Source organism: Dolichospermum compactum NIES-806, from assembly GCF_002368115.1.
GTDB classification, from domain to species: Bacteria; Cyanobacteriota; Cyanobacteriia; order Cyanobacteriales; family Nostocaceae; genus Dolichospermum; species Dolichospermum compactum.
Genome location: NZ_AP018316.1, coordinates 1,158,525 through 1,172,751, shown reverse-complemented (window position 1 = coordinate 1,172,751; position 14,227 = coordinate 1,158,525). Strand labels below are relative to the sequence as shown.

The 14,227-nt window shown below is 36.6% G+C and carries 16 protein-coding genes, 1 pseudogene and 1 riboswitch; of the genes and pseudogenes, 6 read left to right on the top strand and 11 right to left on the bottom strand.

The features are described from left to right. Positions 1-7 precede the first annotated feature (7 nt). The 6 genes from CA730_RS05605 (at position 8) to CA730_RS05580 (ending at position 6,156) form a co-directional block, all read left to right on the top strand. Positions 8-2,479, top strand: a complete 2,472-nt coding sequence (locus tag CA730_RS05605) for a BsuBI/PstI family type II restriction endonuclease (protein WP_096665008.1) — start codon at positions 8-10, stop codon at positions 2,477-2,479. A 242-nt stretch (positions 2,480-2,721) separates the two neighbouring features. Then, a complete protein-coding gene (gene bchB / locus CA730_RS05600) occupies positions 2,722-4,248 on the top strand; it encodes a ferredoxin:protochlorophyllide reductase (ATP-dependent) subunit B (RefSeq protein WP_096665005.1) in 1,527 nt (508 codons plus the stop codon). Between the two features lie 685 nt (positions 4,249-4,933). Beyond that, entirely contained in the window at positions 4,934-5,176 is a 243-nt protein-coding gene (locus tag CA730_RS05595) for a DUF4926 domain-containing protein (RefSeq protein ID WP_096665001.1), read from the top strand. A gap of 134 nt (positions 5,177-5,310) precedes the next feature. Continuing rightward, positions 5,311-5,604: a type II toxin-antitoxin system Phd/YefM family antitoxin gene (locus CA730_RS05590; RefSeq protein WP_096664998.1), complete on the top strand. Its 294-nt coding sequence runs from the start codon at positions 5,311-5,313 to the stop codon at positions 5,602-5,604. After that, entirely contained in the window at positions 5,582-5,884 is a 303-nt protein-coding gene (locus CA730_RS05585; protein WP_096664995.1) for a Txe/YoeB family addiction module toxin, read from the top strand. The genes CA730_RS05590 and CA730_RS05585 overlap by 23 nt, the downstream gene beginning before the upstream one ends. Before the next feature lie 20 nt (positions 5,885-5,904). Beyond that, positions 5,905-6,156, top strand: a complete 252-nt coding sequence (locus CA730_RS05580) for a hypothetical protein (RefSeq protein WP_096664992.1) — start codon at positions 5,905-5,907, stop codon at positions 6,154-6,156. Between the two features lie 101 nt (positions 6,157-6,257). Here CA730_RS05580 and CA730_RS05575 read toward each other — a convergent pair whose 3' ends face one another. The 11 genes and pseudogenes from CA730_RS05575 to CA730_RS05525 form a co-directional block, all read right to left on the bottom strand. Next, on the bottom strand, positions 6,258-6,902 hold the full coding sequence (locus CA730_RS05575) for a universal stress protein (RefSeq protein WP_096664989.1): 645 nt from the start codon (positions 6,900-6,902) through the stop codon (positions 6,258-6,260). Between the two features lie 156 nt (positions 6,903-7,058). Beyond that, positions 7,059-7,174, bottom strand: a riboswitch (cyclic di-AMP (ydaO/yuaA leader). Positions 7,175-7,524: 350 nt separating this feature from the next. Further along, positions 7,525-8,526, bottom strand: coding sequence for a transaldolase (locus CA730_RS05570; protein ID WP_096664986.1), 1,002 nt, complete (start codon positions 8,524-8,526; stop codon positions 7,525-7,527). Positions 8,527-8,663: 137 nt separating this feature from the next. Next, positions 8,664-10,094, bottom strand: a complete 1,431-nt coding sequence (gene pyk, locus CA730_RS05565) for a pyruvate kinase (protein WP_096664983.1) — start codon at positions 10,092-10,094, stop codon at positions 8,664-8,666. Positions 10,095-10,264: 170 nt separating this feature from the next. Then, positions 10,265-11,290 carry a type I glyceraldehyde-3-phosphate dehydrogenase gene (gene gap, locus CA730_RS05560; RefSeq protein ID WP_096664980.1) on the bottom strand — a complete coding sequence of 342 codons (1,026 nt, stop codon included), beginning with the start codon at positions 11,288-11,290 and terminating at the stop codon, positions 10,265-10,267. 197 nt (positions 11,291-11,487) lie between these two features. Further along, positions 11,488-12,006, bottom strand: a pseudogene (locus tag CA730_RS05555) (DUF29 family protein). Between the two features lie 5 nt (positions 12,007-12,011). Continuing rightward, on the bottom strand, positions 12,012-12,530 hold the full coding sequence (locus tag CA730_RS05550) for a DUF29 family protein (RefSeq protein ID WP_096664977.1): 519 nt from the start codon (positions 12,528-12,530) through the stop codon (positions 12,012-12,014). 5 nt (positions 12,531-12,535) lie between these two features. Beyond that, the gene (locus CA730_RS05545) at positions 12,536-13,054 is read right to left on the bottom strand and encodes a DUF29 family protein (RefSeq protein ID WP_096664974.1); all 519 of its coding nucleotides are present in this window, start codon (positions 13,052-13,054) and stop codon (positions 12,536-12,538) included. Positions 13,055-13,059: 5 nt separating this feature from the next. Continuing rightward, positions 13,060-13,578, bottom strand: a complete 519-nt coding sequence (locus CA730_RS05540; RefSeq protein WP_096664971.1) for a DUF29 family protein — start codon at positions 13,576-13,578, stop codon at positions 13,060-13,062. 53 nt (positions 13,579-13,631) lie between these two features. Further along, on the bottom strand, positions 13,632-13,865 hold the full coding sequence (gene brnA / locus CA730_RS05535; protein WP_096664968.1) for a type II toxin-antitoxin system BrnA family antitoxin: 234 nt from the start codon (positions 13,863-13,865) through the stop codon (positions 13,632-13,634). Further along, positions 13,855-14,001, bottom strand: coding sequence for a BrnT family toxin (locus tag CA730_RS05530; protein ID WP_157749917.1), 147 nt, complete (start codon positions 13,999-14,001; stop codon positions 13,855-13,857). The genes brnA and CA730_RS05530 overlap by 11 nt, the downstream gene beginning before the upstream one ends. Beyond that, the gene (locus CA730_RS05525) at positions 13,976-14,200 is read right to left on the bottom strand and encodes a helix-turn-helix domain-containing protein (RefSeq protein WP_096664965.1); all 225 of its coding nucleotides are present in this window, start codon (positions 14,198-14,200) and stop codon (positions 13,976-13,978) included. The genes CA730_RS05530 and CA730_RS05525 overlap by 26 nt, the downstream gene beginning before the upstream one ends. Between the last annotated feature and the right edge of the window lie 27 nt (positions 14,201-14,227).

The following is a 14,227-nucleotide window of genomic DNA, read 5'->3' as shown; positions in this document are numbered from 1 at the left end:
CTATAACATGACAACTTTCTTGACAGACTCCACAGATATAAATAGATTTAATTTATCGGCAAAATTAAACCCAAAACAAAGAAGTGAATTGGGTCAATTTATGACTCCTGCGACAGTTGCGAGATTGATGGCAGGACAATTTAACAATTTATCAGGTCATATTAATTTACTAGATCCTGGTGCTGGTGTTGGGTCTTTAACTGCTGCTTTTGTAGAGCGATTATTGACAAATTCTAATCAAGTTGAAAGTTGTTTTATCACAGCTTATGAAGTAGAAGCAAGCTTTATACCCTCGCTGCAAGAATGTCTTAATCACTGTTGTCAAGCCTTAAAAAATAGAGGGATTAAAACAGATTATTGTTTACAGAATGAAAGCTTTATTGGAAGTATTACAGAAAATAATTTACCACTTTTTAATACTTATACCCAGAATTTTACTCATGCAATTCTAAATCCACCTTATAAAAAGATTAACAGTAAATCAATTGAGAAAAAAATACTGTCAAAGCTGGGAATTGAAACGGTAAATTTATATAGTGCATTTGTTTGGCTATCCATATTACAACTTTCTATAAATGGAGAGATAGTGGCAATTACTCCGAGAAGCTTTTGTAATGGTAGTTATTTTCGTCCTTTTCGCCAAGCTTTTTTGGAAAAAATGGTACTCCAAAATATTCATATATTTGAAAGTCGCTCATTAGCTTTTGCAGAAGATAATGTTTTACAAGAAAATATTATTTTTCATGCTACAAAAACAGAAATTAAACCTAAATTTATAGAAATAAGTATTAACTCAGAACAAGAATTAGATAGTTTTTCGGAAATGAGACTTGTTCCCTATAACCAAGTTATTGAAAAAAATGATCCTGAAATGTTTATCCATGTTCTTACCAACTCTTTGGAAGATGCTTTAAAAGTGCAAATGGATAAATTTCCATCTACATTAGAAGAACTTAGTTTAGAAATTTCAACCGGTCCAGTTGTAGATTTTCGTCTCAAATCATCTTTAAGAAATTCCTTAGATGATCAAACAGTTCCCTTAATTTACCCAGAATCTATCAAACCAGGAAAAGTGTTATTTCCTCCCACAAAACCGAAAAAATCAATTGCTATTGAAAAAAATCAAGAAACACAAAAATGGTTAATTCCATCAGGTTGTTATATTGTAGTCAAACGGTTTTCTGCAAAGGAAGAAAAACGCCGTATTGTTGCTGCTGTGTCTTACCCTATAGATTCATCTGCATTGGGGATAGAAAATCATCTTAACTATTATCATGCTAAGGGAAAAGGAATGAATCTCGACTTAGCAAAAGGTTTAACAGCATTTCTCAATTCAACTTTATTTGATCAATACTTTCGCCTATTTAGTGGTAACACACAAGTTAATGCTACAGACCTACGAAAAATTAAATACCCCTGTAAAAATGATTTAATAAAACTAGGAACACAAATTCATGAATCTGCGTTTGATCAAGATCAAATTGATCAACTTGTACATCAAAATCTATCAATTATGAGTGAAGCAATCAACACAATTCACGCTAGTAAACGTATTCAAGAAGCACTAACTATTCTTAAAGAAATTTCTGCACCCAAAGAACAGCAAAACGAAAGATCCGCACTGTGCTTACTCGCATTGGCAGACATTCGACCGGAAACTTCTTGGGATCAAGCAACAACACCCAAACGCAGAATTACTGAAATGATGGATTGGTTTCGTGATTTTTATGGAAAACAATACGCACCAAATACAAGGGAAACAGTGAGAAGACAAACAATGCACCAGTTTGTACAAATGGGTTTAGTAGTGGAAAATCCAGATCAACCCGACCGACCAATTAATAGTCCTAAATGGTGTTATCAACTTCAGCAACAAGCACTTTCGCTGATACAATCTTATGGTTCTGATCAGTGGGAAGAATCTCATCGTAATTATACTATTTCTGTCAAGAATTTATTGCAGGATAGAACTCGAAATATCTCCACAATTCCCGTTAGTTTACCCAATGGACAAGCAATTTATCTATCATCAGGTGGACAAAATAATTTAATCAAAGACATTTTAGAAAATTTTTGTCCCAGATTTACACCAGGAGGTTTGGTTCTTTATGTCGGTGATGCTGGGGATAAGTTCATTATTAATGAAACTCAAAAGTTTCGAGAAATAGGAATTGATTTAGATCCTCATGGTAAAATGCCAGATGTTGTAGTTTATTATCAACAACAAGACTGGCTAATATTAATAGAAGCTGTCACCAGTCATGGACCTGTGAATTTAAAACGACACAATGAACTAAAACAACTATTTCAGTCTAGTAGCAAGGGATTAGTTTTTATGACTGCTTTTCCCAGTCGCAAGGACATGACTCGGTATCTAGCTGAGATCTCTTGGGAAACAGAAGTTTGGGTAGCAGATCAACCAGATCATTTAATTCATTTTAACGGAGAGAGATTTCTCGGACCATACAAAACCCGGTAAAATAGTTTGGGAAATTTTGATCCAAATATTTTGCAAAACGTTAAGATTTATTTACTTAAACAACATAAATATTGTTTAAATAATCAGCCATAACCCAGTCAGCCACTAGGTTTTACCGTCTCCTATACCAAATAACCTCGCAACAAACCTTATTTGTTCATAGCGGTTAGGTTTGAGAAAATCAGAAACGATTTAATAATCAAGCACTTATAGTTATTTGACTTGTCAAGGGAGAACACAGGATGAAATTGGCTTACTGGATGTATTCAGGACCCGCCCACATTGGGACTTTGCGGATTGCAAGTTCCTTTAAAAACGTTCATGCTATCATGCACGCGCCCCTCGGTGATGACTACTTTAACGTTATGCGTTCCATGCTATCGCGGGAAAGAAACTTTACCCCAGTTACAACCAGCGTGGTTGACAGAAACGTTTTAGCGCGAGGTTCTCAAGAAAAGGTGGTAGACAACATCACCCGCAAAGACGCGGAAGAACACCCAGATTTAATCGTTTTAACTCCTACCTGCACTTCCAGTATTTTGCAAGAAGACTTACACAACTTTGTGGGAAGGGCGCAGTTGGAAGCAAAAGGGGACGTAATGCTGGCGGACGTGAACCATTACCGCTACAATGAATTACAAGCCGCAGACCGGACTTTACAACAAATCGTCCAATATTACATTGAGAAAGCCCGGAAGCGGGGGGAATTACCCGCAGGGAAAACTGCAAAACCCTCAGTTAACATTATCGGGGTTTCTACTCTGGGTTTCCACAATAATCACGATGTTACTGAACTGAAGCGGTTAATGACTGATTTAGGCATTCAGGTAAATACTGTCATTCCTGAAGGTGCGTCTGTTCATGAGTTAAAAACTATGCCTCAAGCTTGGTTTAATCTAATTCCTTATCGGGAACTGGGGTTAACTACAGCTAAATATTTAGAAGAACAATTCGGGACTCCTTACGTAGATATTACGCCGATGGGTGTTGTGGAAACTGCTAAATGTATCCGTAAAATTCAGCAGGTAATTAACGCCCAAGGTGCTGAGGTTAATTACGAAGATTTCATTAATGAACAAACTCTGCACGTATCCCAAGCGGCTTGGTTCTCCCGTTCTATTGACTGTCAGAACTTGACTGGGAAGAAAGCGGTGGTATTTGGTGATAATACTCATGCAGCGGCTTTAACGAAGATTCTGGCGCGGGAAATGGGGATTCACGTGGTGTGGGCTGGTACTTATTGCAAGTATGATGCTGACTGGTTTAGAGAACAGGTGAGCGAATATTGCGATGAAGTATTGATTACAGATGATCATGGTGAAATCGGGGATGCGATCGCTCGCGTCGAACCTTCTGCTATATTTGGTACACAGATGGAACGTCACGTTGGTAAACGTTTGGATATTCCCTGCGGTGTGATTGCAGCGCCTATTCACGTGCAGAATTTCCCCATTGGTTACAAGCCATTTATGGGTTATGAAGGTACAAATCAAATCACAGATTTAATCTACAATTCCTTCACTTTGGGCATGGAAGATCACTTATTAGAAATCTTTGGTGGACACGATACAAAAGAAGTAATTACCAAAGGAATTTCTGCGGAATCTGGTTTGAATTGGACAAAAGATGGCCAAGCAGAATTGAATAAAATTCCTGGTTTTGTGCGCGGGAAAGTGAAGCGAAATACTGAAAAGTTTGCCCGTGAGCGTGGGTTTAAAGATATCTCGGCTGAGGTTTTGTATGCAGCTAAGGAGTCTGTAGGGGCTTAGGTTTGGGGGTTAGATGATAAGGGTGAGTGGTGAGGGGTAATTTATTCTTCACTACTTACTTTTTTGCTATTGACACTCTACTCCTCCTATATTATATTAGTAAGGTATGTTTGAAAGCATAGTATCTCATTCAAAAATCAACCTATTTACCAGGGTTTTTTGCTGGTAAATTTTATTTTGAAAGGAGTAAGCTATGAAAGTTAGCATACCTGTATGCTTGATTCCAGGAATAATCTGCATTTTTCTGAATTATAAATATCCAGAGGGAAGTAAAATTATTACGCCACCCTGTCCAGGTAACATTGTTATCAATTGGCAGGAAAAACAAAAGAAAAACAAAAAGAAAAATCTAGATTGAGATGTCAAAATCTCAGATAGTCTCTGAAAAGTTTTTCTAAAAAACTGTATTAGGGAAAAAACCTCAAAAAATTAAACTCAAAACTTAAACTTCAAAACTTAAACTTCAAAACTCAAACACAAAAACTCTTAAACTCAAACACAAAAACTCTTAAACTTAAACACAAAAAACTTTTAAACTCAAACACAAAAACTTTTAAACTTAAACACAAAAACTCTTAAACTCAAACACAAAAACTTTTAAACCCTAATACAGTCAAACCCCTCTTATGTAAACTAAGGGGGGTTTAAACTATCCTTAATTAATAACTTAGGTGAGAATTAAAAGATGACAACAGTTACCTTATTCCAATGGGTAGAAATAAAACAAGATGTTCCAAATAGTCCTGTAAAAGCTGGTAATAAGGGGGTTGTTTTAGATCATCTCAATCCTACTACAACCCAGCCAGAACCAGGATATATTTTAGAAGTCTTTGAAGATGGTGAAACTCTAGATATTGTTTCTATTCCTATTTCCTGGGTTAACCCTCTTCCTCAAAGTTGGGGAAGTGTTGAATATAATACTAAATAGACAGCTTAAAATATAATCATTGAGTCCGTTTTAACGGACTTCGGCTATTAGACTGGGAATTAATTCCCAGACGGGTTAGAAAGCTAACTGATAATATTGAAAATATCAGCTACAGCATGAGGAAAAATCCCACCATGTCCAACCAAACAAACTTAACAGATGCTCGTAATAACCTAGCTGACATCTGCGCTCAAGTAGTTGCAGATAGAGAAGTGATGATTATTACCCAACCTGACGGTGAAAACGTCGCCCTTATTGCTGCTGACGAATTAGCAAGTTTATTAGAAACAACTCATTTACTGCGATCGCCTAAAAATGCAGCGCGTCTTTTAACTGCTTTAGAAAGAGCAAAAGCCAGAACTTTAAAACCGCAAAATATTAACGAATTACGTCAGGAGTTGGGAATTGACCAAAAAGAAAAAGGATGAATCAAAACCCTCAGAAATTAAAATTCGGGATGCTGTATTTCATCCAGAATTTCGGGAAGACCTCGCTTTTTGGGTAGAGACAAACCGTAAAACTGCGCTGCGTGCTTTTAATTTAATTGAAGCGATTATGCGAGATCCTTTTACTGGTACTGGAAAACCAGAACCTCTGAAATATTTAGATTCAGATGCGTGGTCACGACGACTTACCCAAGAACATCGAATTGTTTATCTAATTAGTGATGACAGAATTGATTTTCTACAAGCTAGATTTCATTATTGAAACTTGGGGAAGTATTAAACATGAAAAACGACAAACAGCTTAAAATAGAAAAAATCAAACTCATGGCTGATTATGAATGTTACCCGTTATGGTGGGTAAATTCTGATAAAGCTGGCGATATTGACCCAGAAACGCAAAAAGAACTTGCACCTAATTATGAGGTTGTTTATTTTAGTGAAACATTACGTAAAGTTATAACTGATATGAGTGAATTAGAATCTTTGCGTAATTTGAACTTATCCTCAAAACGGCTGAGATTTGAAATTTTATAAGATTGCAAAAAAAACCTAGATGTGTAAGGGTTTAGCACTGCTAAACCCCTACCTATAGAATCAAACGGTTAAGCGATTTTGAAGTAATTGAAAACAGAGAATTATTCATCAATACAATGGGGAATACCCAAAACGGCACAAGGGAAGTTTTGATCTAGTTTTGCAATCATGGGATGATTACTAGATTGGCAGCCTAAAAAAAGAATATCTGCACTTTCTAATTCCACAACTTTCTTAAGTTCTTTCGCAATGTTGCCAAATCGCAGATGAGATTTAAACGAACCTTGCCACTCTTGGGCTAGAGTTTTTGCTTGCCACAGAATACTGTCTGCTTCCTTGAGAGAAGTTCTGAATTCTCTTTCTAACTGCGGTAAAATTGCTGTTACTTTTGGTTGAGTTAATAGGAACTTAGCTGGCTTTGATATATTGCTGAATTCACTTTCTAACTGAAGTTGATTTTCAGGCAAATTGAAGATATCAACAGACTGATAATTGAAGTTTTCTTCTAGTACATAAACGGCTTGAACTGTAACTTGAGAGTTAGTAGCTAAACTCGTTTGGTGGGCAATCCAACAAGCAAGATCCAGGGCTGTATGACTTTGAGGTGAACCATTATAGCCGACAATTAAGTTAGCTGATTTTATCTGAGAACCTCTTTTAGAAAATGATTTTTTAGCTTCTGGTAAGAATACCATTTGTTCAATTAGGTCATCACGACCTATAGCACTTTGTAACCGTGCTAACATTGGCTTAATTTTCACAGTTTTAACTTCTCTCCCTTGAAACGATTAATCAATGAGAAGCGGGGGATGACAATTTTAAATTTCAGATTTATCTCAAATCCAAAATCTAAAATTTATTTAAGGAAGCCCCAATCATAACTGATATTACAGCCAAGATTTTGGAGTTCCTTCCATTGCCGACGGAGTTAGCTGACGGGCTAAGACTGGAAGGTGTCTCTCGTAAGATTAGCCCCAAATACTTGGTTCCTCCGTTTCAAATTCAGCTTTGATGAATTTGGATTAGGCTACCCACTAAAAATATAGTAATACTATTACATTAGGTTTAAATAAAGTCAAGGTTAAGAAGATTGAGGATATGGTTGTAGTTAGGAGCTTAATTACTAATTTTTCCTATTTTTACTAATATTTAATGATTTAACCTATTTTAATATTGCCAGAATTAAAAAGTTGGAATTTAGCTATAATTCGTGATTTAACTATGTTTTAGGGATATTTATCAGGATTAAAGAAAAATTAATTAATTGAAATAGGAGATTCTTAACAGCCTTGTAGTAGATCAAGCAGGTAATAGGTAATAGAGAACAGGTAAGAATTTTACCAATTACCTATTACCTATTACCAATTATTAAGCAGTTACCTTTTCACTTTCTAAACGAGCTAATCTTTCGGCCAATAGTTTTTCCAAAGAAATCAAAGCCTTGGTAAAACCATCAATACCTTCTGCAAGTTTATCAGAAGCCATGCGATCGCCATTGTGCATTTGATCAAAGGTGGCTTTATCAAGAGAAATTTTATCAATTGATAGATTTGCTACCTTCGCAGGATCAAGTTTGCGGGGTAATTCAGCAACAGTGTTTTGCAATTCTGTCAACAAACCAGGAGAGATAGTTAACAAATCGCAACCAGCTAATTCAGTAATTTCGCCAATATTGCGGAAACTAGCACCCATTACCTCAGTTTTATAACCAAACTTTTTATAGTAGTTATAAATGGTAGTCACAGATAATACACCTGGATCTTCCGCTGACGGGTAACTATCCCGGCCAGTATCTTTCTTGTACCAGTCAAGAATGCGACCAACAAAAGGAGAAATTAAAGTGATTCCAGCTTCAGCACAGGCGATCGCTTGGTGCAGACCAAATAGTAAAGTTAAGTTACAGTGAATACCTTCTTTTTCCAAAATTTCCCCAGCTTTGATACCTTCCCAAGTAGAGGCAATTTTAATCAAAACCCGCTCTTTGGAAACACCAGCAGCTTTATACTGAGCGATTAAATCCCGTGCCTTAGCCACAGTAGCATCTGTATCATAGGATAAACGAGCATCTACTTCTGTAGAAACGCGACCAGGAATAATTTGCAAAATCTTTAATCCAAAAGATACCGCCAAACGGTCAAAAGCCAGAGATACCACCTGGGCTTGACTAGCACCAGTACCCGCATCTTTCTTAGCTTTGAGTAAAGTTTGATCAACAATATCCTGATATTCCGGCATTTGTGCCGCAGCGGTAATCAATGAGGGATTGGTCGTAGCATCTTGAGGTTTAAACTGTTCAATTGATTGGATATCTCCGGTATCCGCTACCACAACGGTTATTGCCCGTAGTGCTTCTAGTAAGTTCTTAGGCATAACATACTCCAATGTCAGTAGTCAGTAGTCAGTGGTCAGTGGTTAGTGAATAGGTAAGAGGCAAAAGGCAAGAGGTAAAAATGTTTACCAATTCCCAATTCCCAATCCCCAGTCCCCAATCACCCATTTTAGATGCGTCATGCTGTAATTGGCTGTCCAATAGAATGCACTTTAATTAAACTTGTTGTTCCAGATTGACCAATTGGGACACCAGAGGTAATCACCACCTTGTCTCCTTCCTGAACTAAACCACTATCTACAACGGTGTCTACCACATTCACAAACATTTCTTCAGCATTGTGAACAGGTTGAATCAGTAGCGGTTCTACACCCCAAGATAAAGCTAATTGACGGTAGGCAGTACAGTCGGAAGTAAGAGCGATAATTGGTGTGCTGGGACGATATTTAGAAACGAGTTTGGCTGTACTTCCTGATGTAGTATTACAGAGAATTGCTTTAGCACCGATTTCATAGGCAATGCGACAGACAGATTGAGATACTGATTCTGTGACAGAGAGACTACCAGCTTCAGGAATCCAAGAATGTCTATTTCCCTCTTGGAGTGCTGTTTCTGTTTGTAAGGCGATATTGTGCATGATTTGGACAGCCGCAATCGGATAGTCACCCATTGCCGTTTCTCCAGACAACATAACTGCATCTGTGCCATCGAAAATCGAGTTAGCCACGTCCGTAGCTTCAGCGCGAGTCGGGTCGGGGGAGCTAATCATGGACTCTAACATTTGGGTAGCTGTAATTACTGGTTTACCAGCTTGATTACAACGACGAGCAATTTCTTTTTGAATCAGGGGGACTTCATAAATTGGTACTTCCACCCCTAAATCGCCACGGGCAATCATAATTCCGTCCGCAGCTTCCAGGATAGCATCTAAGTTGGTTACAGCTTCCGCCCGTTCGATTTTGGCAATGAGGCGAATTTTTGAGCCAGCGCCTTCAATCATGCGGCGTGCGGGTTCTAGGTCTTGGGGCGATCGCACAAAGGACACCGCAACCCAGTCTACTCCTAATTGTATCCCAAATCGTAAATCCGCTAAATCTTTTTCTGTAATTGAACTTACAGGTAAAGGAGTTGCGGGTAAATTCACACCTTTATGAGAAGAAATCAAACCGCCAATATTCACCTGAGCGCGAATTCTATCAGCGTCACGACTGGTAACAGTTAATTTCACCCGACCATCATTAATTAAAATCGGTTCACCACATCGCATCATGGCGAATAGAGTGGGTAGAGGCAAGGGTAACTCATCAATATTTTCCCCCTTCTCCTGTAGGAGAAATGTCACCTCAGTCCCAGCTTCTAACATTAGCCCTTCCGGTGGTAATTTCCCCAACCGAATCTTTGGTCCACACAAATCTTGCATAATTGCAATGGGCTTGTGTAAATCCTTGCTAATCTGCCGCAGATGATGAAAAACCTGGGCATGAGCCTCATAAGCACCATGAGAGAAATTTAACCGCGCCATATTCATTCCCGCCCGCACCAAAGCTTCTAATTTCTCAGGTGAAGATGTAGCAGGTCCTATAGTACAAACAATTTTTGTGCGACGCATAAGTATGTAAGGAGTAACGGTAAAGTAGCACACCCCGTTAAGCCCTGTATTACTGATAGAACTTACGCAAAATTCATGGAATAACGAACCACAGAGGCACAGAGGTCACGGAGAAATGAGGATTCGAGAGATATTTTGCGTAAGTCCTGACCGATTCCATTACTCATTCTCTAAATCAATCCTTCTTTTTTGGCCATTGACAACATCAAATCAATGACGCGGTTGGAGTAACCCCATTCGTTGTCATACCAGGAGACAACTTTGAAGAAATTGGCATTGAGTTCAATTCCTGCCCCTGCGTCGAAGATGCTAGAGTGGGAATCACCTTGAAAATCTGTAGATACGACTTCTTCATCGGTGTAACCTAACACACCTGCCAAATTACCTTCAGCAGCTTTTTTCATGGCTGCACAGATTTCTTTGTAAGTAGTAGATTTTGTAGTTTTGAAAGTTAAATCAACTACGGAGACATCAGGAGTGGGAACTCTCAAAGCCATTCCTGTTAATTTACCTTTCAATTCTGGTAATACCAAAGCCACCGCTTTAGCCGCCCCTGTAGCGGAGGGAATTATATTTTGTCCCGCACCTCGTCCACCGCGCCAATCTTTGCGACTGGGACCATCTACCGTGGGCTGAGTAGCTGTTGTAGCGTGAACTGTGGTCATTAACCCTTCGGCTAAACCGAAGTTATCATTAATGACTTTAGCAATGGGGGCTAAACAATTTGTAGTACAACTTGCATTGGAGACAATCAAGTCTTTTGCTGGGTCAAATAGGTGATGATTTACACCCATGACCATTGTTTTTACTTTCTCTGGTTCTTTTGTTGGTGCAGAAATCACAACTCGCTTTGCACCTGCTTTCAGGTGATTTTCAGCCCCAGCGTAATCTGTGAACAGTCCTGTAGATTCAACAACATAATCTACTCCCAATTTACCCCAAGGTAGTTCTGCGGGATTTCGCATGGACACACAAGGGACAAAATGACCGTCAATTACAATACCGTCTTCTCTAGCTTCAATTTTGCTTTTCAGTCTCCCGTGTGTAGAGTCGTACTTGAGAAGATAAGCAAGGTTATCGGGGGGAACTAAATCATTAATTCCTACAAATTCAATGTTGGGATTAGTAAGACCGGCACGTAACACAAGTCTACCAATTCGACCGAATCCATTAATACCAATTTTCAACTTCGTCAAAATTAAACCTCCTGTGTTGGGAATTTCAGCAAAGGTTAACTGGCCCGGTTAATTCTAGTCTGACTTAGCTGATTCTTACAGTCACAAAAGGCATAAAGTTAATTTAACTGGCATATTTTAAGGTTTAGTTATTGTTCGTTGATTACTTGTGATCATTGGCTACTGAGTTTAAATATTTATGTATCTGTATCAATATCTCACTTCTTACCTAATTTCCAATCTTCACCACCAGTTAAATTACCTAAATAATCATCAATAATATCTGGTAATTCTCTAACTTGATAATTATAGGTGAAGTTAATTAACTCGGTTGCAGTTAATATTAATTGTGGTTTGTTTAACATTTGGGAAAGTTGCTGACGCTTAAATTTTCCATTCATTACTTCTAAACTAGCGTCAGCTATGGCTAATTCAATTTCATCTTCTAACCAACTATCCCATTCATCTTGATTGATATAATAGAATTTTTTATTTTCTTTGAGGTTAATATCTTGAATTTCTATTAATGAATTCCGAATAGAAGCAACCCAAGAATTTGTTAATCTTTTCTCAATTTAATTTTTAATTAAATGAATTAACAAAACTTTCAAAAAAAATTTAATTTGTCGTAATATGGCTTTTTTACTCATCCCCTCTAATTCATCAACAATAGCTAAAGCATCAGTGTAACGTTGTTCTACAATACTATTTCTCAGGTCTATTAATTCTTGAGTCATATTAATTACCTTTTCCCTAATTTCCAATCTTCACCACCGGGTAACTGTATTAACAGTTCAGCAATAGTTTTTGGTAACTCTTTCACAGAATGTAAATGAGTCAATTCCAAAAATTTCCTAGCGATAGAGATTACCTCATTTTTATTAACCATTTCCGCTAATTGAAATTCATTATAAATCCCATTCAAAACTTCTAAACTAGCGTCAGCTATGGCTAATTCAATTTCATCTTCTAACCAACTATCCCATTCATCCTGGTTGATATAATAGGATTTCTTATTTTCTTTGAGATTTATTTTTTTAATTTCTATCAATGAATTACGAATAGAAGCAACCCAAGAATTAGTTAATCGGGTTTCTATTTGGTTTTTAACTAAATGAATTAACAAAATTCTCAAAAATGCTTGAATATTTCGTAAAATCGCTTGTTTACTCATCCCCTCTAATTCATCAACAATAGCCAAAGCGTCGGTGTAACGTTGTTCTAGAATACTGTTTCTGAGGTCTATTAGTTCTTGTGTCATATTGATTACCTTTTCCCTAACTTCCAATCTTCACCACCAGATAAATTACCTAAATAATCATCAATAATATCTGGCAATTCTCTAATTTGATAATTATAGGTCAAGTTAATTAACTCAGTTGCAGTTAATATTAATTGTGGTTTATTTAACATTTGAGAAATTTGTTGTCTTTGAAATTTTCCATTCATTATTTCTAAACTTGCAGGACGAATTGCTAACTCTATAGCATCTTCTAAGATTTCTACCCATTCATCAATATTCAGATAGTAAGATTTTTTATTATCTTTTAAATTCAATTTCTTAATTTCTAAAATTGAACTTTCAATTGATGCAGCCCAAGAATTAGTTAACCGCTGTTCCACTTGATTTTTAATCAAATGAATCATCAATCTCAACAAAAATGATTCAATATTTCGTAAAATTGCTTGTTTACTCATCCCCTCTAATTCATCAACAATAGCCAAAGCGTCGGTGTAACGTTGTTCTAGAATACTGTTTCTGAGGTCTATTAGTTCTTGTGTCATATTGATTACCTTTTCCCTAACTTCCAATCTTCACCACCAGATAAATTACCTAAATAATCATCAATAATATCTGGTAATTCTCTAATTTGATAATTATAGGTGAAGTTAATTAACTCGGTTGCAGTTAATATTAATTGTGGTTTGTTTAACATTTGGGAAAGTTGCTGACGCTTAAATTTTCCATTCATTACTTCTAAACTAGCGTCAGCTATTGCTAATTCAATTTCATCTTCTAACCAACCATCCCATTCATTTTGATTGATATAATAGGATTTTTTATTTTCTTTGAGATTTATTTTTTTAATTTCTATCAATGAATTGCGAATAGAAGCAACCCAAGAATTAGTTAATCGGGCTTCTATTTGGTTTTTAATCAAATGAATTAACAAAATTCTCAAAAATGCTTGAATATTCCGTAAAATAGCTTGTTTACTCATCCCCTCTAATTCATCAACAATAGCTAAAGCATCGCTGTAACGTTGTTCTAAAATACTATTTCTGAGGTCTATTAATTCCTGTGTCATATTGATTACCTCAAGTTGGAAATTTACTAAATAAACGTCTGCTTCTACTATAACTAATTGGTAATCACTTTTTTATCCAGACGTTCAGCCAGCCACAATTTAATAATAGAATCAGAAGTAACACCTAAACGTTTTGCTTCCTGTTCTAAGGCTTCTATCATCCAAACAGGAAAATCAATATTAACTCTTTTTTGTGTATACCCTGAATGATGTACTTGAGATAAGTCTAAAAACTCAGTAATATCTTCACCATTGTCAAACTTAGTATCAAATTCTTCAGCTTTCATAAATATTAACCTCTTCAGTATGAGAACGACGAACAGAAATAATTCTTATTTTATCACTACGATAGGTAATGACTGCTGACCAATATTTATCAGTATTATATAAACTAGCATTAAGCAATTTTTTGATAGACAACATTAATTTTTGGTTGAGATTTATCTTCCTGTTGATTTGTTACCATGATTTCTACATTTTGACCTAATTTAATTAAATAACTTAATAAATTTTCAATTGTAAATTCTTTGAGAATACCGTTAGTTAAATTATTTATTTGTTCAAGTTCTAAGCTTACAGGACTTACGCAACTGGCACATTGGTAAGGTGCGTCAGATATCAAAAATCTGTTTATTTGCAGGATTTATGC